This window comes from Nocardioides dongkuii (assembly GCF_014127485.1).
GTDB lineage: Bacteria > Actinomycetota > Actinomycetes > Propionibacteriales > Nocardioidaceae > Nocardioides > Nocardioides dongkuii.
The window spans coordinates 1,183,875-1,201,195 of record NZ_CP059903.1 but is presented as its reverse complement, the minus strand read 5'-3'; the positions used below and the strand labels follow the sequence as shown (position 1 = coordinate 1,201,195).

General features: G+C 74.6%; 14 protein-coding genes. 5 read left to right on the top strand and 9 right to left on the bottom strand.

Annotation, left to right across the window (positions count from 1 at the left end):
• Position 1: 1 nt before the first annotated feature.
• Entirely contained in the window at positions 2 to 1,159 is a 1,158-nt protein-coding gene (locus tag H4O22_RS05805) for a PQQ-dependent sugar dehydrogenase (RefSeq protein ID WP_182526086.1), read from the top strand.
• Here H4O22_RS05805 and H4O22_RS05800 read toward each other — a convergent pair.
• From H4O22_RS05800 to gatC, 8 genes are all read right to left on the bottom strand, one after another.
• Positions 1,149 to 1,961: an ECF transporter S component gene (locus H4O22_RS05800; RefSeq protein ID WP_182526085.1), complete on the bottom strand. Its 813-nt coding sequence runs from the start codon at positions 1,959 to 1,961 to the stop codon at positions 1,149 to 1,151. The two genes, H4O22_RS05805 and H4O22_RS05800, sit on opposite strands and share 11 nt — an antisense overlap.
• On the bottom strand, positions 1,958 to 3,544 hold the full coding sequence (locus H4O22_RS05795; protein WP_182526084.1) for an ABC transporter ATP-binding protein: 1,587 nt from the start codon (positions 3,542 to 3,544) through the stop codon (positions 1,958 to 1,960). Before H4O22_RS05795 ends, H4O22_RS05800 begins: the two co-directional genes overlap by 4 nt.
• Positions 3,545 to 4,639 carry a CbiQ family ECF transporter T component gene (locus H4O22_RS05790; protein ID WP_182526083.1) on the bottom strand — a complete coding sequence of 365 codons (1,095 nt, stop codon included), beginning with the start codon at positions 4,637 to 4,639 and terminating at the stop codon, positions 3,545 to 3,547.
• On the bottom strand, positions 4,636 to 5,607 hold the full coding sequence (locus tag H4O22_RS05785; protein ID WP_182526082.1) for a hypothetical protein: 972 nt from the start codon (positions 5,605 to 5,607) through the stop codon (positions 4,636 to 4,638). Before H4O22_RS05785 ends, H4O22_RS05790 begins: the two co-directional genes overlap by 4 nt.
• Before the next feature lie 2 nt (positions 5,608 to 5,609).
• Positions 5,610 to 7,229, bottom strand: a complete 1,620-nt coding sequence (locus tag H4O22_RS05780; RefSeq protein ID WP_182526081.1) for a prenyltransferase/squalene oxidase repeat-containing protein — start codon at positions 7,227 to 7,229, stop codon at positions 5,610 to 5,612.
• A 283-nt stretch (positions 7,230 to 7,512) separates the two neighbouring features.
• Complete coding sequence (gene gatB, locus H4O22_RS05775) at positions 7,513 to 9,006, bottom strand: Asp-tRNA(Asn)/Glu-tRNA(Gln) amidotransferase subunit GatB (protein ID WP_182526080.1); 1,494 nt, start codon at positions 9,004 to 9,006, stop codon at positions 7,513 to 7,515.
• The gene (gene gatA, locus H4O22_RS05770; protein ID WP_182526079.1) at positions 9,003 to 10,520 is read right to left on the bottom strand and encodes an Asp-tRNA(Asn)/Glu-tRNA(Gln) amidotransferase subunit GatA; all 1,518 of its coding nucleotides are present in this window, start codon (positions 10,518 to 10,520) and stop codon (positions 9,003 to 9,005) included. The genes gatB and gatA overlap by 4 nt, the downstream gene beginning before the upstream one ends.
• Positions 10,517 to 10,861 (bottom strand): Asp-tRNA(Asn)/Glu-tRNA(Gln) amidotransferase subunit GatC, encoded by a 345-nt coding sequence (gene gatC, locus H4O22_RS05765; protein ID WP_182526078.1) that lies wholly within the window; start codon positions 10,859 to 10,861, stop codon positions 10,517 to 10,519. The genes gatA and gatC overlap by 4 nt, the downstream gene beginning before the upstream one ends.
• A gap of 186 nt (positions 10,862 to 11,047) precedes the next feature.
• On the opposite strand from gatC, the gene H4O22_RS05760 reads away from it, so the two are divergent.
• Positions 11,048 to 11,566 (top strand): SigE family RNA polymerase sigma factor, encoded by a 519-nt coding sequence (locus H4O22_RS05760; RefSeq protein ID WP_182526077.1) that lies wholly within the window; start codon positions 11,048 to 11,050, stop codon positions 11,564 to 11,566.
• Positions 11,559 to 12,662, top strand: coding sequence for a PQQ-like beta-propeller repeat protein (locus H4O22_RS05755; RefSeq protein WP_182526076.1), 1,104 nt, complete (start codon positions 11,559 to 11,561; stop codon positions 12,660 to 12,662). Before H4O22_RS05760 ends, H4O22_RS05755 begins: the two co-directional genes overlap by 8 nt.
• Positions 12,663 to 12,671: 9 nt before the next feature.
• Here H4O22_RS05755 and ligA read toward each other — a convergent pair whose 3' ends face one another.
• Positions 12,672 to 14,756, bottom strand: a complete 2,085-nt coding sequence (gene ligA / locus H4O22_RS05750) for an NAD-dependent DNA ligase LigA (RefSeq protein ID WP_182526075.1) — start codon at positions 14,754 to 14,756, stop codon at positions 12,672 to 12,674.
• 206 nt (positions 14,757 to 14,962) lie between these two features.
• Between ligA and H4O22_RS05745 the strand changes: the two genes are divergently transcribed.
• Positions 14,963 to 16,552, top strand: a complete 1,590-nt coding sequence (locus tag H4O22_RS05745) for an MFS transporter (RefSeq protein WP_182526074.1) — start codon at positions 14,963 to 14,965, stop codon at positions 16,550 to 16,552.
• 165 nt (positions 16,553 to 16,717) lie between these two features.
• Positions 16,718 to 17,305 (top strand): TetR/AcrR family transcriptional regulator, encoded by a 588-nt coding sequence (locus H4O22_RS05740; protein WP_182526073.1) that lies wholly within the window; start codon positions 16,718 to 16,720, stop codon positions 17,303 to 17,305.
• The last annotated feature ends 16 nt before the right edge of the window (positions 17,306 to 17,321 follow it).

Below are 17,321 nucleotides of genomic sequence, written 5' to 3'. Positions count from 1 at the left end.
GGTGCGTCGCGCACTCGCCGCAGTCGCGACCGCGGGCCTCCTGACCGGCCTGGGCACCGCCTGCTCGCCGGGCGGCACCGAGGTCACCTACGACGTCGAGGACGCCCCCACCGCGAGCCCGACCGCGTCGGCGCCCGCCTCCAGCGCGACCGAGGAGCCCACCACCGCCCCGAGCGAGAGCGGCGGCAAGGCAGGCCCGCCGCGCGTGGTCGAGACGATCGCCACCGGCCTCCAGGCGCCGTGGGGCCTGGACTTCTTCGCCGACGGCGACGCGATCGTGACCGAGCGCGACACCCGTCGGGTGCTGCGGATCAGCGGTCCCGACCACCGGGTCACCGAGCTCGGCACCGTCGAGGAGGCCGCGCCGGTGGGCGAGGCGGGCCTGCTCGGCGTCGCGCTCTCCCCGACCCACGAGGAGGACGGGCTGGTCTACCTCTACGTCAGCACCGCCGAGGACAACCGGGTCGTCCGCACCACGATCGAGGACGACCGGCTCGGGGAGCTCGAGCCGGTGCTGACCGGCATCCCGAACGCCCTGGTCCACGACGGCGGTCGGCTGGAGTTCGGCCCCGACGGCATGCTCTACGTCTCCACCGGCGAGATCGGCGAGCGCGAGCGCGCCCAGGACCGCGACGACCTCGGCGGCAAGATCCTCCGGATCACCCCCGACGGCGACCCGGCCCCGGGCAACCCGTTCGGCACCCCCGTCTGGTCCTGGGGGCACCGCAACGTGCAGGGCCTGGCGTTCGTCGGCGACCGGCTGTTCGCCTCGGAGTTCGGCGACAGCACCTTCGACGAGCTGAACCTGATCGAGGCCGGGGAGAACTACGGCTGGCCCGAGGTCGAGGGCACCGGCGGCACCGGCTCCGGGTACGTCGACCCGCAGGTCACCTGGGACACCGACGAGGCCTCCCCCTCGGGCCTGGCGTACGCCGACGGCCACCTGTGGCTGGCGGCGCTCCGCGGCGAGCGGCTCTGGCGCATCGACGTGCAGGGTCGCCGGGCGTCGGGGGCCACGCCGTTCTTCGTCGGCGAGCACGGCCGGATGCGCACCGTCGCCGCGGCGCCCGACGGCTCCCTGTGGCTGACCACGAGCAACCGCGACGGGCGCGGCCAGCCGGCCGAGGGCGACGACCGGATCCTGCGGATCACGCCCTGACCGGGTCGACGCGACCGACGACGGTCGCGCGCCGCGAGGCCCGGCGCAGGGTGGCGAGCACGGCCGGGCCGAGGACGACGACCGCGACCACCGTGGTCAGGGCGCGACCGGTGTCCCAGCTCCCGGTCGAGGTCAGCAGCGTGTAGACGAGGAAGGTCTGCAGGTTCTCCAGGACCGGCGCCCCGGGCACGTAGGACAGCGAGCCCGTGTGCCCCGGGAGCTGCACGCCGAGCAGGAACGGCCAGCTGGACAGGTTCATCAGGATGCCGTAGCCGTAGGCCGCGGCCACGGCGTACGCCGCCAGCATCGCGACCTCCCAGCGCCCGGTGACCCGCCGCGGCAGCAGGCCGGCGCCCATCCCGACCCAGGCGGCGACGAGCATCTGGTACGGCAGCCAGGGCCCGACCCCGGCTGTCATCAGGGCGGACGCGAACAGCGACGTGCAGCCGAGCACGAAGCCGAACCCGGCGCCCATCACCCGCCCGGCCAGGATCAGCAGGAAGAAGACGAGCTCGATGCCGGCCGTCCCGGCGGAGATGCCGCGGAGCACGGCGTTGACCGCGCTCAGCACGCCCAGCACGGCGAGCACCCGCGGGTCGAGGCCGCCCTCGCTGACCTCGGCGAGGACGACGGCGATCACCACCGGGAGCAGCGCGAGGAAGAGGAACGGCGGGTCGACGCGGGTCGTCCCCGGGTCGACGCGGACCAGCAGCGGCCAGCACAGCATCATCAGCCCCGCCAGCGAGGCGACGCCGAGGACGGCGGCCGAGCGGCGCGAGAGCGGGACGGCGGACGCGGTCATGAGACGCCTTCCCCGGCCAGCACCGCGACGACCTCGTCGACCCGCAGCCACGGAGCGCCCAGGACCTTGGTGACCTGCGGGGCGAACGCCGGCGACTCGGCGACCACGCGGCGTACCGGCCCCGACGAGACGACCTCCCCGTCGGCGAGCACCACGACGTCGTCGGCGGCTTGGGCCACGAACTCGACGTCGTGGGTGGCGACCAGCACCGCGCGGCCGTCGGCGGCGAGGTCGCGCAGGACGTCGGCCAGCACGCGCTTGGCGGCGTAGTCCAGGCCGCGGGTCGGCTCGTCGAGGAGGACGACGGCCGGCCGCGCCGCGAGCACCAGCGAGAGCCCGAGCGCGAGCCGCTGCCCCTCGGAGAGGTCGCGCGGGTGCGCGGTGTCCGGGATGCCGGGGACCAGGCGGTCGAGCAGCGCGCGGGTGCCGGGACCGCCGGCGGCGCACTCGTCGGCGACGGTCTCGAGGTAGAGCAGGTCGCCCGCGGTCTGCGGCAGCAGGCCGACCAGCGCCCGCCGCTCGGCGGGCTCCAGGCGGGCGGGGTCCGCGCCACCGACCGTGACGTCGCCCGAGCGGCGCCGGCCGCTCCCCTGCAGGGTCCAGAGCATCGAGGACTTGCCGGACCCGTTACGCCCCATCAGCGCGGTGACCCGGCCGGCGGGCACGTCGAGGTCGACCTCGCGCAGCGCGACCGTGCGGCCGTGCACGACGGTGACGCCGCGCGCCCGGAGGCCGGGCGACGACGGCGGGTCGGCCGCCGGCGCGGGTCCGGCGGCGAGCCGGTCGCCGAGCCCGCGGGCGCGGCGACGGGCGTCCCGCACGCTCAGCGGCAGCGGCGACCAGCCGGCGGCCCGCCCGAGCTCGACGATGGGGGGTACGACGGGCGAGGTGGCGAGCAGGTCGGCGGGCTCCCCCACCTCGACCCGGCCGGAGCCGGTGAGCAGGCACATCCGGTCCGCGAACGGCACCACCCGCTCGAGCCGGTGCTCGGCGAGCAGCACCGAGACCCCGAGGTCGTGCACGAGCCGGGTCAGCGTGGCCAGGACGTCCTCGGCCGCCGTCGGGTCCAGCGCGGAGGTGGGCTCGTCGAGCACCAGCAGCCGCGGGTGCATGGTCAGCACCGCGCCGATCGCCACCCGCTGCTGCTGGCCGCCCGAGAGGGTGCGCAGGTCGCGGTCGCGGAGGTCGGCGATGCCGAGCAGGTCGAGGGTCTCCTCGACCCGGCGGCGCATGGTCTCCGGGGGCAGGCCCAGCTGCTCCATCCCGTAGGCCAGCTCCTCCTCGACGGTGTCGGTCACGAAGCCGGCGGCCGGGTCCTGCCCGACGTACCCGATCGCGTGGGCGCGCTCGCGCGGCGGGGTGTGCACGATGCTGGCGCCGTCGAGGAGCACGTCGCCGGCCAGCACGCCGCCGGAGAACCGCGGCACCAGGCCGGTCACGACACCCAGCAGCGTGGACTTCCCGACGCCGGTCGGGCCGGAGACGAGGACCAGCTCGCCCTCCTCGATCGTGAGGTCGACCCGGTCGAGGACCGGGCGGTCGGCCGCCTCGTAGGAGAACGAGATCCCGCGCAGCTCGATCACTCAGCCCACCACCCGGGGCGGGGGCGCGACGACGGCGGCGAGCAGGCCCACCATCCCGGCGACCAGCGCGGTGAGGTTGACCGTGGGCACCGAGGTGAGCTCGGGGTAGGCGACCAGGAGGTCGTGGCGGCCGACCCACCAGCCCGCGGCACCGGCGGCCAGGCCCGCGAGGGCGACACCGGTCTCGGGCCAGCGCCAGCGGTCGGGGCGGTACGTCGTCCGGTCGGCGCGGCTGCCCGCGCTGCGGAGGCCGGCGGCGGCCAGCAGCAGGCCGACCGCGACCATCGGCAGCGCGAGGTAGCGCGGCGCGGTGGTGTCGAGGACGGCGTACACGCCGACGCAGAGCCCGCACAGGCCGAGCAGCATCAGTGCGCCGGTGGTACGCCGGGCACCGCGGGTCGCCGACGAGGTGCGGCCATAACCGCGGGTGTCCATCCCGGCCGCGAGCGCCAGCGAGCGCTCGAGGGCGTCCTCGAGCACCGGGACCAGGGTCCGGCGCAGCCGCCCGAGCCGGCGCTCGTCGCCGGCGCGCAGCTGCTGGGCGGCGCGCACCCGGCGCACGCTGTCGGCGAGCTGGGGCAGCACGGTCACCGCCACCACGAGTGCGGTCCCGACCTCGTAGAGCGCGGGCGGCACGGAGCGCAGCAGCCGCTTGGGGTTGGCGAGCGCGTTGGCGGCGCCGACGCAGATCACGATCGTCGCGAGCCGGAGCCCGTCGTACAGCCCGGCGAGGAGCGACTCCTGGGTGACCGGACCGAGCACGGTGACCCCGAAGACGAAGTCGGGCAGCGGCACCTCGGGCAGGTCGAGAAGCACCGTCTCGCCGTACGCGCCGCCGAGGAGCAGCCGGAACAGCACCCGCACGACGACGATCCAGACCCCGAGCCAGACGTAGAGCCGGAAGGATCGCGCCCACGGCTGCTCCGAGCGCCGGAGGTTGACCACCAGCGCGGCCACCCCCACCAGGAGCAGCAGGACCAGCGGGTTCGTCGTCGCCGAGGCGGCGGCAGCGAGCCCGATGGCCCACAGCCACCAGGCCACCGGGTGGAGGTCGCGGGGCAGGCGCCCCGCGACCTCCGCGGTCGCGACGGTCACGGCGCCGGCGGCCCGGTGGTCCGGCGGCGGTGGACGACCACGGCGCCGGTCGCGCCGAAGATGGCGACCAGCATGCCGAGCACCAGCCAGGTCGGTACGCCGTTCTCCTCGGCCGACGCGGACGCGGCGGGCTCGGTCTCCGCGTCGGTCACCGACGCCTCGGGCGACTCGGGTGACTCGGCCGGCGTCGCGGCGGTCGCCCCTGGCGGGGTCGGCGTGGTCCGCGGCTTCGCGCCGGCGGCCTTGTCCCGCGCGCCCTTCCCGCCCGTCGCGCCGCCCGGGGGCGTCGGGGTCGCCTCGGCGGACGACGGCGCGTCGGTCGGCGCAGGCGTGGCTGCCCCGGGCGACGACGGTCCACCCGTGGCGCCACCGTCGCGACCGCCGCCGGGTCCACCGGGCTGCTGACCCGGCCCGCTCGACGGCGTCGGCTTCGGGGTCGGCTTCGGGGTCGGGGACGGGGTCGGGGACGCGGCCGCTGCATGCTTGGCCGGCGTGAAGCTGGGCGGCGCCTGGTCGTCGCTCTGGTCCCAGGAGAAGGCCACGTAGCCCCCGTCGGGGATGGTGAGCGCCTGGGTGCCGAGGCTGGAGTAGGACCACTTCCCGGTCTTCCCGTCCGACCACCACAGGCCCCAGAACGCGTTGGACGGGGAGGTGTTGACGCACGGGTCGCTGGTCGGCACGCCGTTCACCCGGCACACGAACCCGGGCATCCGCGAGGCGTACTTCAGCGTGAGGCCGACGCCGGGGAAGAGCTGCGAGGCGTCCTTGCCGCCGCCGGCACCGTCGCAGGCCGAGGCGACGCCGCCGCCCAGCTCGTTGAAGTCGACGACGACGGTGACACCGCTGGCCGACGAGCACCCCGCCGCAGGCGCGGCCGCTCGAGCAGGTGTCGGCGCGCCCACCCCGACCGCCGCGGCCACGAGGGCCGCGGCGGCCAGGACCCGCCCGAGATGCGTACGGACGGTCATGGTCACCGGACCACGCGGAACGTCGCGGTGCCGGTCCGGTTGCCGAACTCGCCGACCACCGTGACCTTGGCCCGGCCGGGCTTGGTGCCGACCCGGAACCGCTTCTGGAAGACACCCGCCCGGGTCGCCTTCCCGACGGCGACGCGCTTGCCGCGCAGCTCCAGCCGGACGCTCTCACGGGGGGCGAGGCCGGTGACCCGCACCTTCTGCTTCGCGCGCTGGGCGACCTTGGCGCGGGTGAGCTTCAGCGGCAACTTCTTCGCGCCGAGCACCGAGAACGCGTACGACGCGACCCGGCCCTCGCCGTCGTGGAGGACGTAGCTGCGGGTGGCGGTGCCCTGCGGGAGGACGACCGAGCCGAGCGCCCGTCCGTTGCGGCCGGCCGTGAAGAACCCCGCGGCCTTGCCGCTCCGCGTCGCGCAGACCGTGTCGCCCGGAGCCAGGCCGGCTGCGGCGACGCGGACCGACGTACCGGCCTTGCGGTAGCCCGCGTCGGTCACGGCCACCGTGGTCCCGGCGCCGGTCGTCGGCGCGTAGGGCAGCACGCCGATCGCCTGCGCCGTGGCGTACTGCCACTGCGTGACGGTGCCCGCGGTGATGCCGCCGGTCCGCGCGGCCGCGACGGCGCTGCGGTCGAACCCGACGGCGCCGGCCTGGCCGGTGAGTCCGGTGGTGCAGGGAGCCGGGTCGTCGGCCTGCACGCCGCGCACCCACGCGGCGGCGTCCTCGGCGGCGGCCCGGTCCCCCAGCATCCCGAGGGCCTGGCCGGCCATGCCGGTGCTGTTGGCGTTGCCCGGGCTCCCGGGCTGCGAGCCCCACGACCCGTCGGCGTGCTGGACCCGGGCGAGCCAGCCCGCGCCCGCGTCGAGGGCGGCGTCGACCGACGGGTCGTCGGACTGGTTCGCCAGCATCTGGAGGGCGAGCGCCGTGGCGTCGACGCTCGGGGTCGGCGACCCGGCACCGTCACAGCCCTGGGCCGGAGCGTTCGGGGTGCTGAACCCCTCGCGGAAGAACCCGGCGTCGCACTGCTGCGCGATCAGCCACTCGGTCGCGGCGTCCGCCTCGGCGTGCCCGGCGTCGTGCAGCGCGCGAGCGGCGAACGCCTGGCCGAGGGTGTTGGCGAACTGGTCGTCCCGCTGCCCGTTCGCCGTGTCGAACAGTCGACCGTTCCTGTCGTCGACGAGGCCGGCCAGCCGGTCGACCAGGTCGACGCCGCCGTACTCTGCGCCGGCTGCGACGCCGACGAGCTGGGCGAACACCGCGGTCTTGGCGGTGGACCCGCCGACGTCACCGGTCTGGGGGTTCCCGTCGACCACGTAGCTGTAGGAGATGTAGCCCCTGACCTCGGGCGCGAAGCCCTCCCGCATCCGGTCGAGGATCGCCGGGTCGGCGCCGGCGGCGTCCAGGCCGAGCGCGGCGTCGATGTTGCGGCCGCAGTAGAACGGGCAGGCGCCGTCCAGCAGTCCGTCGGTCATCTGGTCGGTGAGCCAGGCGACGCCGGCCTGGGCCGGGCCCGGGTCGGGCTCGGCGGCGGTGGCGGGCGCCGCGGTGCCGGCGACGGCCGGCAGCACGAGCGCGGGCACGGCCAGCAGGCCGGCTGCACGGCGGAGAATGGTGAACATGGTGTCCTTCCCGCTGCGACAGCGGGAAGCGCACGCCGGCAGATGCCGGGGCGGCCACCCGCTGCTTTTCCTCGACAGCGTGTGATCAGGACGCGTCGCGGCAGGTGCTCCGGCTCGCCGGGAGGTACGTCGTACCCCTCGGCCTACGGTTGCGGGTCAGCGCCGGACTCGGACCGGCTTCCCCCACTGCGGGCGTTGTATGGATGTGTCCGGGGAGCGTACCAACGCCGGACCCCCTCGGCCGCCGGGGTCCGGCGGGCGAGGGGGTCCGGTCATCGGGCGGCTACTGCCCCAGCTTCTCCAGCACCAGCTCGCGGACCCGGCCGGCGTCGGCCTGGCCGCGCATCTCCTTCATGACCGCGCCGATGAGTGCGCCGGCGGCGGCGACCTTGCCGTCGCGGATCTTGTCGGCGACGCCGGGGTTCGCGGCGATGGCCTGGTCGACGGCGGCCGACAGCGCGCCCTCGTCGGAGACGATCGCGAGCCCGCGGGCGGCGACGATCTCCTCGGGGGTGCCCTCACCGGCGAGCAGGCCGTCGAAGACCTGGCGCGCGAGCTTGTCGTTGATCGCGCCGGAGTCGACGAGCCGCTGGACCGCGGCGACGTCGGCGGGGGTGACCCCGAGCTCGCCGATCTCGGTGCCGCTGTCGTTGGCGCGGCGGGCCAGCTCGGAGAGCCACCACTTGCGGGCGGCCTGCGGGGGCGCGCCCTCCGCGATGGTCTCCTCGACGAGGCCGAACGCCCCGGCGCCGATGGTGTCGCGCATCTCGAGGTCGGAGAAGCCCCACTCCGCCTGCAGGCGGGCGCGCTTCTGCGTCGGGTTCTCCGGCAGCGTGCCGCGGAGCTCCTCGACCCACTCCCGGCTCGGCGCGACCGGCACCAGGTCGGGCTCGGGGAAGTAGCGGTAGTCGTCGGCGTCGGACTTCTCGCGGCCGCTGGTGGTCACGCCGGTGTCCTCGTGCCAGTGCCGGGTCTCCTGGAGGATCGACCCGCCGGACTGCAGGATCGCGGCGTGGCGGCGCATCTCGTAGCGGACCGCCCGCTCGACCGAGCGGTAGGAGTTGACGTTCTTGGTCTCGGTGCGGGTGCCGAGGGTGCCGGAGCCCTTCGGCGCCAGCGAGAGGTTGACGTCGGCGCGCAGGTTGCCCTGGTCCATCCGTGCCTCGGACACGCCGAGCGCGACGATCAGCTCGCGCAGCTGCGCGACGTACGCGCGGGCGACCTCGGGGGCCTTCTCGCCGGCGCCCATGATCGGCTTGGTGACGATCTCGATGAGGGGGATGCCGGCGCGGTTGTAGTCGACGAGCGAGTACTCGGCGCCGTGGATGCGCCCGGTCGCGCCGCCGACGTGCAGCGACTTCCCGGTGTCCTCCTCCATGTGCGCGCGCTCGATCTCGACGCGGAAGGTCTCGTCACCGACCTCGACGTCCATGTAGCCCTCGAAGCAGATCGGCTCGTCGTACTGGGAGGTCTGGAAGTTCTTCGGCATGTCCGGGTAGAAGTAGTTCTTCCGCGCGAACCGGCACCACTCCGCGATCTCGCAGTTCAGCGCCAGGCCGATCCGGATCGCCGACTCCACGGCCCTGCCGTTGACGACGGGCATGCCGCCCGGGAGACCCAGGCAGGTCGGGCAGGTGTTCGTGTTGGGCTCGCCGCCGAAGGTCGCGGGGCAGCCGCAGAACATCTTGGTCGCGGTGTTCAGCTCGACGTGGACCTCGAGCCCGAGGGCCGGGTCGTACGCCGCGAGGACGTCGTCGTAGGACAGCAGCTCGCTCATCGCGCGACTCCGTTCAGCTCGGGGGGAACCAGTGGTCCGCCCCACTTCTGCTGGAGGGCGGCCTCCAGCGCGGCACCGACCCGGTAGAGCCGGTCGTCGGCCGTCGCGGGCGCCAGCACCTGGAACCCGGCGGGCAGCCCGTCCTCGTCGGCCAGGCCGCTGGGGACGGAGAGGCCGGGGACGCCGGCGAGGTTGGCGGGGATGGTCGCGAGGTCGTTGAGGTACATCGCGATCGGGTCGTCGACCTTCTCCCCCAGCTTGAACGCCGTGGTCGGCGAGGTCGGCGAGACCAGCACGTCGACCTGCTCGAACGCGGTGCTGAAGTCCTGCGAGATCAGCGTGCGCACCTTCTGGGCGGTGCCGTAGTAGGCGTCGTAGTAGCCGCTGGAGAGCGCGTAGGTGCCGAGGATGATCCGGCGCTTCACCTCGTCGCCGAAGCCGGCGTCGCGGGTGGCCCGCATGACCTCCTCGGCGCTGGGGTTGTCGACGCCCTCGGGCAGGACCCGCAGGCCGTAGCGCATCGCGTCGAACTTCGCGAGGTTGGAGGACGCCTCGCACGGCATGATCAGGTAGTACGTCGCCAGCGCGTGCACGAAGTGCGGGCAGGAGACCTCGACGACCTCGGCGCCGGCCGCGACCAGCAGGTCGACCGACTCCTGGAACCGCGCGAGCACGCCCGGCTGGTAGCCGTCGCCGGAGAGCTCGGTGATCACGCCGACCTTGAGCCCCGACAGGTCGCCGGACGCGCCCTGGCGCGCCGCGCCGACCAGGTCGGGCAGCGGCTGGTCGATGCTGGTGGAGTCGAGCGGGTCGTGCCCGCCGATCAGCTCGTGCAGCAGCGCGGAGTCGAGGACGGTGCGGGTCACCGGGCCGACCTGGTCGAGGCTGTTGGCCATCGCGACCAGGCCGAAGCGCGAGACCCCGCCGTACGTCGGCTTCACGCCGACCGTGCCGGTGACCGCGCCGGGCTGGCGGATCGACCCGCCGGTGTCGGTGCCGAGCGCGAGCGGCGCCTCGAAGGCGGCGACCGCGGCCGCGGAGCCGCCGCCGGAGCCGCCGGGGATCCGGTCGAGGTCCCACGGGTTGCGGGTGGGGCCGTACGCCGAGTGCTCGGTGGAGGAGCCCATCGCGAACTCGTCCATGTTGGTCTTGCCGAGGATCGGCAGCCCGGCGCGCTTGAGGCGCGCGACGACCGTGGCGTCGTACGGCGGGATCCAGCCCTCGAGGATCTTCGACCCGCAGGTGGTCGGGAGCCCCTCGGTGGCCAGCACGTCCTTGACCGCGATCGGCACGCCGTCGAGCGCGTGCGCGGGCGTGCCGGCGGCCCGGCGCGCGTCGGACTCGGCCGCCTGGGCGAGCGCGCCCTCGGCGTCGACGTGCAGGAAGGCGTGGACGGCGCCGTCGACCTCGGCGATCCGGTCGAGGTGGGCCTGGGTCAGCGCGACGGAGGTGGTCTCGCCGGACGCCAGGGCGTCGGCGAGCTCGGCCGCGGTGCGGCGGACGAGGTCGCTCACTGCTCGTCCCCCAGGATGCGCGGGACGGCGAAGCGCTGCTGCTCGGAGGCGGGGGCGCCGGCGAGGACGGCCTCGGGGGCCAGGCTCGGCCTGACGACGTCCTCGCGGAAGACGTTGGTCAGCGGCAGCGGGTGGGAGGTCGGCGGGACGTCGTCGCCGGCGACCCCGCTGATCGAGGCCACCGACTCGAGGATCACCGACAGCTGCGGGGCGAGGTGGTCGAGCTCGGCGTCGTCGAGGTCGATCCGGGCGAGCGTCGCGAGGTGCGCGACCTCGTCGCGCGTGATCTCGATACGTCCGCTCGTCCCTCGCGGGCTACTCGATCCAGGGATCTCAGGCATGGGTTCCATCCTAGGAGGGCGGCCGGTGTGGGACGGACGGCGGTCGGCCACCGGTCGTCACGCGGGCGAACACAAGCGCCGACTCGGCGTCGACCGGGCCGGGCCTCCGTCGAACCACCGCCACTCGCGCGCCCAACCGATCCGCGGCACGCGGCATCTGATGGGGTGAGACCGAGGAGAGTGACGATGGCCCGTTCCCCGTCCGACGCGGACTTCACCGAGCTGGTGCACGGGTCCTGGCCGGCCCTCTACCGCACGGCGTACCTGCTGCTGGGCGACCGCGCGGAGGCCGAGGACCTCGTGCAGACCGCGCTCGCCAAGACGTACGCCGCGTGGTCCAGCGTGCGGGACCTCGACGCGGCGCCCGGCTTCGCGCGCACCGTGCTCGTCAACACCGCGACCTCGTGGTTCCGCAGGAAGTCGTGGCGCAACGAGCGCCCGACGGCCACCCTCCCGGAGTCCGGCCACGACCCGGACCCCAGCGCACGGCCCGCCGTGATCGCCGCGCTCGCCCAGCTCCCGCCGCGACAGCGGGCGGTGGTGGTCCTGCGCTACTACGAGGACCTCAGCGTCGCCCAGACCGCCCAGGCCCTCGACTGCTCCGAGGGCACCGTGAAGAGCCAGACCTCGGACGCCCTCGCCCGGCTGCGCACGCTGCTCGGCGACGCGGTGGTCCCCCAGACCCTGGGAGCCCAGCATGACTGACCTACTCCGCACCCTGATGCGCGACGAGGCCGCGCACCTCGACGTGCCCCCACCCCCCGCCACCGAGATCCTCGCCGGTGGCCGCCGGAGGGTACGGCGCCGGCGCGTGGGCATCGGCGCGACCGCCCTCGCGGTGACCGCCGTCGCCGGTCTCGCGGTCGGCGCCGCGGTCACCGGGGACGGGTCCGACCGCCCGGCGGACGTGGCGGCCGACCCGGGCCCGACGTACGGCGTGGCCCTGGCCGACGGCTCCCGGGTCGCGGTCGGCCAGGGTCTGGCCACCGTGCCCGGGACCGTGCACGACCTGGTGTTCACCTCCGAGGGCGCGCTGGTCCGGAGCAACCAGAACGGCGGCGCGTCCGACGGCTCCGGTCCCGAGGCGCTGACGCTGGTCCGGCCCGACGGGTCGACCGTGGACCTCGGCACGATCCCCGAGGGCGTGGGCCCCGCGACCGACCCGTCCGAGTCGGTGTACGCGCTGGCCGAGCAGGACGGGGACGGCTTCGTGGCCGTGCTCCGCGACGTCAGCACCGGCGAGGAGGTGGACCGGGTCCCCCTGCCGGACCGGCCGCCGTCGTACTGGGACGTGCCGCCGCTGGCCCTCGACGACGACCACGTCTACGTCGGCTACCGGAAGGAGACCTGGGCGGTGGACCGGGAGACCGGGGAGGCGCGACAGGTCGTCGGCGGCTCGGGCGGCCTCCCGGATGTCGCGGGCGGCCGGATGGCCACCACCCGGGACGGGTCGGTCGCCGTCACCGAGCCCGTCACCGGCGAGGAGCTGATGGTCCAGCCGATCGACGGCTTCGGCTTCAGCGAGCTGTCCCCCGACGGGACGCACCTGGCGGTGACGACCGAGAACGAGGAGACCTTCGGCGAGAGCACCACGCTGTACGCCGTCGACACCGGCGAGTCCCTGGACCTCCCCGCCCTCGGGGCCGGCTGGGGCTGGAGCTGGACCCCGCAGGGTGACGCGCTGGCCGTCGGGAAGAAGGGGATCACCGTCTGCGACGTGGTCGACGGGTGCAGCGAGCAGCCGCTGCCGGCGGGCTTCGCCGGCGACGTCAAGCCGGGGGGCCAGCGCTTCGAGAGCTGACCCCTCGGGTCACGGCGTCGGGGGGCCCTCCTGCAGCAGGGCGGTGAACCCCGCCTCGTCGAGCACGGGGACGCCGAGCTGCTCGGCCTTGTCGGCCTTGGAGCCGGCGTTCTCGCCGACCACGACGTAGTCGGTCTTCTTCGACACCGAGCCGGACGCCTTGCCGCCGCGGGCGAGGATCGCCTCCTTGGCCTCGTCGCGGCTGTAGCCCTCGAGCGAGCCGGTCACGACGACGGTGAGGCCCTCGAGGGTGCGCTCCACCGAGGCGTCGCGCTCGTCCTCCATGGAGACGCCGGCGGCCTCCCACGCGTCGACGATCGCCACGTGCCAGTCGACCCCGAACCACTCGATGACGGCCTCGGCGATCGTCGGGCCGACGCCCTCCGCCGCCGCGAGTTGCTCCTCGGTGGCGCCGCGGATCGCGGCCATCGACCCGAACTCCTGCGCCAGCGCCCGCGCCGCGGTGGGCCCGACGTGGCGGATCGAGAGCGCGACCAGCACCCGCCACAGCGGCACCCGCCGGCGCGCGCCGAGGTGGTCGAGCAGCCGGCGCCCGTTGGCGCTGAGCTGGGGACCCTCCTCCCCCTTCCGCGGGGCGCGGGTGAACAGCGGGACCCGGACCAGCCGGTCCTCGTCGAGGTCGAAGACGTCGCCCTCGTTGTCGATGACGCCGGCCTCCAGCAGCGCGGTCGCCGCCTCGTAGCCGAGGCCCTCGATGTCGAAGGCACCGCGGCCGGCCACGTGGAAGACCCGCTCGCGCACCTGCGCCGGGCAGACCCGGTGGTTGGGGCAGCGCAGGTCGCGGTCGCCCTCCTTCTGCTGGTAGAGCGGCGTGCCGCAGGCCGGGCACTCGGTCGGCATCTCCCACTCCGGCAGCCCCTCGGGGCGCAGGTCGAGCACCGGCCCGACGATCTCGGGGATCACGTCGCCGGCCTTGCGCAGGATCACGGTGTCGCCCGGACGCACGTCCTTGCGCCGCACCTCGTGGGCGTTGTGGAGCGTCGCCTTCTCGACCGTCGACCCGGCCACCCGGGTCGGCTCCATGATCCCGAACGGCGAGACCCGGCCGGTGCGGCCGACCTGGACGTCGATCGCGAGCAGCCGGGTGTTGACCTCCTCGGGCGGGTACTTGAACGCGATCGCCCAGCGCGGCGCGCGGCTGGTCGACCCGAGCCGGCGCTGCAGGGCGACGTCGTCGACCTTCACCACCACGCCGTCGATCTCGTACGGCACGATGCTGTGCCGGTGCTCGCCGGCCTCCTCGATGTAGGCCTCGACCTCCTTGAGCGTCGACACCACCCGCACCCGGTCGCTGGTCGGCAGGCCCCAGGCCGCGAGGGCGTCGTACGCCGCGGACTGCGCGCGGGGCTCGAAGCCGTCGCGCTCGCCGATGCCGTGGCAGACCAGGCCGAGCGCGCGACTGGCGGTGACCCGGGGGTCCTTCTGGCGCAGCGACCCGGCGGCGGCGTTGCGCGGGTTGGCGAAGACCGGCTTGCCGGCGTCGGTCATCGACTCGTTGAGCCGCTCGAACGCGGCCACGGGGAGGAGCACCTCGCCGCGCACCTCGATCAGCCGCGGCACCGGGAACTCCTCGCTCGGCGTCAGCCGGTGCGGGACGGAGTCGATGGTCTTGACGTTGGGGGTGACGTCCTCGCCGGTGCGCCCGTCGCCGCGGGTCAGCGCGCGGACCAGGCGGCCGTCCTCGTAGAGCAGGTTGATCGCCAGGCCGTCGACCTTGAGCTCGCACAGGAGGTCGGGGCTCTCGACGCCGTCGCGGCCGAGGCGGGCGTACCAGGACTCGAGCTCCTCGTAGGAGAAGGCGTTGTCGAGGCTCTCCATCCGTCGCAGGTGGTCGACGGCGGTGAACTCCGTGGAGACCGCTCCCCCGACCTTCTGGGTCGGGGAGTCGGGCGTGCGGAGCTCGGGGAACTCCTCCTCCAGCGCCTCGAGCTCCCGCATCCGCCGGTCGAAGTCGGCGTCGGCGAGCGTCGGGCTGTCCAGGACGTAGTAGCGCCAGCGGGCGTCGTCGATCTCCTCGGCCAACCGGCGGTGCCGCTCGCGCGCGTCCTCGGACGCGGGGGTCGGGTCAGTCATGCGCCCATCTTGCCGCCTGCCACCGACGCTCCCCCGCCCGGCCGAGGGCGCCGCCGACGGCGCACCGGACCGCCTCCCGGCGCGGGTGGTCTGGACCAGTACGGGGCCCGAGGGAACAACGCGCGGCACGCCGACCGTTGGCGATGGAACGAAACTGTTTCGTTTCGTGTCCGCCCGCCGCCCGGAACCAGAGAAGGAAGACCCTCATGTCCGACCTCGCGACCCCCGAGGCTCCGCCCTCCGGGAAGCAGCTGCACCTGGGGTGGGCACTCGTGCTCATCTCGGTGGCGCAGCTGATGGTGGTGCTCGACGCCTCCATCGCCAACATCGCGCTGCCGTTCATCGGCAACGACCTCGGCATCGCCGACGCCAACCTCACCTGGATCGTCACCGGCTACGCCCTCGCCTTCGGCGGCCTGCTGCTCCTCGGCGGGCGCCTCGGCGACCTCTACGGACGCCGCAGGGTGTTCATGATCGGCCTCGCCGTCTTCGCGGTCGCCTCGCTCCTCGGCGGTTTCGCCCAGAACGAGGCACTCCTGCTCGCCTCGCGCGGCCTCCAGGGCCTCGGCGCGGCGCTCGCCTCCCCCGCCGCCCTCGCGCTGATCACCACGACGTTCCCGGCCGGGCCGGCGCGCAACCGCGCCTTCGCCGTGTACGCCGCGATGTCCGGCGCCGGCGCGGCCGTCGGCCTCATCCTCGGGGGCTGGCTCACCGGTCTCGACCCCGTCCTCGGCCTCGAGGGCTGGCGCTGGACGTTCCTCATCAACGTCCCGATCGGCCTGGTCGCCGCGTTCCTCGCCCCCCGCTTCCTCCCCGAGTCCGCGTCGCACGCCGGCCGGCTCGACGTGCCCGGCGCGATCACCGGCACCCTCGGCCTCCTCGGCCTGGTGTACGGCTTCAGCCGCGCCGGCGAGGAGGCCCACGGCTGGGGCGACACCTGGACCATCGCCTCGCTGGCGGCCGGCGCCGTGCTGCTCGCGGCCTTCGCGCTCGTCGAGTCCCGGGTGCAGCACCCGCTGCTCCCGGTCCGGGTCTTCGCCCACCGCACCCGCGCGACCAGCTTCCTGGTGATGATGCTCGTCCCCGCGGCGATGTTCGCGATGTTCTACTTCCTCAGCCTCTTCATCCAGCTGGTCGTGGGCTACAGCCCGCTGCGCACCGGCTTCGCGTTCCTGCCGTTCTCGGTGGGCATCGTGATCGGCGCGGGGCTCTCGTCCAACCTGGTCAACCGGGTCGACGCGCGCTTCATCGCCGGCATCGGCACGCTGATGGCCACGGTCGCCCTCCTCGGGTTCTCGCGGCTCGAGGTCCCGCACGGCACGGCCGACCTGCTCGCCGCGGCTCAGGGCGGCTTCCTGGGCGGCGACGTGAGCTACTGGGCCTCGATCTTCCCGTTCATCGTCCTGATGGCGGTCGGCATGGGCATGGTGTTCGTGCCGCTCACCCTGACCGCCGTCCACCACCTCCGGCCCGAGGACTCCGGCATCGGCTCCGGCGTGCTCAACACGATGCAGCAGGTCGGCGGCGCGCTCGGCCTGGCCATCCTCAGCACGGTCTCCCTGCAGGCCGCCGACGGCACCAAGACCGACCTGGTCCGCGACCTCACCGCTCAGGGCGTCCCGGCAGCGGACGCGGCCGGCCTGGCCTTCCTGGGCTCGTTCACCGAGGGTGCGACGGCGGCCTTCCTGGTCGGTGCGGGGCTGATCGCCCTCGGCTCGCTCGCGACCTGGCTGTTCCTCGACGTCAAGCACGAGGAGCTCGCCACCGACGGGCCCGAGGGCGTGCACGTGGGCTGAGGCGGCACGACGTACGACGGCCCGCCCGGGACCCCGGGCGGGCCGTGGTGCGTCCGCCGTAATTGCGTTGGCAGCAGGTCACCGTCCCCCTAGGCTGTGACCGACGAAACGACATCGTTTCGTCTCGACCGATGGCGCGGCCCCGCGCCGCCCCTGGAGCGACGAATGACCCCGCCCGAGCCCACCGTCCAGCGACCGCGTGTCGAGGGCGACCGTGAGCAGCAGATCCTCACGGCGACCCTCGAGGTGCTCGCCGACGTCGGGTACGACCGGCTGACGATGGACGCGGTCGCCGCGCGCGCCCGGGCCTCGAAGGCCACGCTCTACCGCCGCTGGACCAACAAGGTCAGCCTGGTGATCGAGGCGCTCCAGCACGCCAAGGGCCCGGAGACGCTGGCGGACACCGGCTCCCTCCGGGGCGACCTCGAGGCCGTGTTCTGCGGCATGGGCGGCCTGGTCGACACCCAGACCGTCGCCGCCTTCGGCGCCGTCGTCACCGCGCTGTCCCGCGACCCCGAGTTCGCGGCGGCCTTCCGGCGCGACGTCCTCGGCCCCAAGCTCGAGGTCTCCCGGCTCCTCTGGCGTCGCGCCGCCGAACGCGGCGAGCTGCGCGAGGGGCTCGACCTCGACCTCTTCGAGCCGGTGCTCGCCGGGATCGTCCTGCACCGGGTCTTCGTGCTCGGCGAGGTGCCCGACCCCGAGCTGATCTCCCGCGTGATCGACCAGATCATCGTGCCCGCCGCGATCCGCTGAGCGCGCACATCCGCCC

Bases quoted from the DNA above. Each gene is read 5' to 3' on its own strand.
- H4O22_RS05800 (WP_182526085.1), bottom strand. From the start codon at position 1,961: ATGACCGCGTCCGCCGTCCCGCTCTCGCGCCGCTCGGCCGCCGTCCTC.
- H4O22_RS05785 (WP_182526082.1), bottom strand. From the start codon at position 5,607: ATGACCGTCCGTACGCATCTCGGGCGGGTCCTGGCCGCCGCGGCCCTC.
- H4O22_RS05780 (WP_182526081.1), bottom strand. From the start codon at position 7,229: ATGTTCACCATTCTCCGCCGTGCAGCCGGCCTGCTGGCCGTGCCCGCG.
- gatB (WP_182526080.1), bottom strand. From the start codon at position 9,006: ATGAGCGAGCTGCTGTCCTACGACGACGTCCTCGCGGCGTACGACCCG.
- gatC (WP_182526078.1), bottom strand. From the start codon at position 10,861: ATGCCTGAGATCCCTGGATCGAGTAGCCCGCGAGGGACGAGCGGACGT.
- H4O22_RS05760 (WP_182526077.1), top strand. From the start codon at position 11,048: ATGGCCCGTTCCCCGTCCGACGCGGACTTCACCGAGCTGGTGCACGGG.
- H4O22_RS05755 (WP_182526076.1), top strand. From the start codon at position 11,559: ATGACTGACCTACTCCGCACCCTGATGCGCGACGAGGCCGCGCACCTC.
- ligA (WP_182526075.1), bottom strand. From the start codon at position 14,756: ATGACTGACCCGACCCCCGCGTCCGAGGACGCGCGCGAGCGGCACCGC.
- H4O22_RS05745 (WP_182526074.1), top strand. From the start codon at position 14,963: ATGTCCGACCTCGCGACCCCCGAGGCTCCGCCCTCCGGGAAGCAGCTG.
- H4O22_RS05740 (WP_182526073.1), top strand. From the start codon at position 16,718: ATGACCCCGCCCGAGCCCACCGTCCAGCGACCGCGTGTCGAGGGCGAC.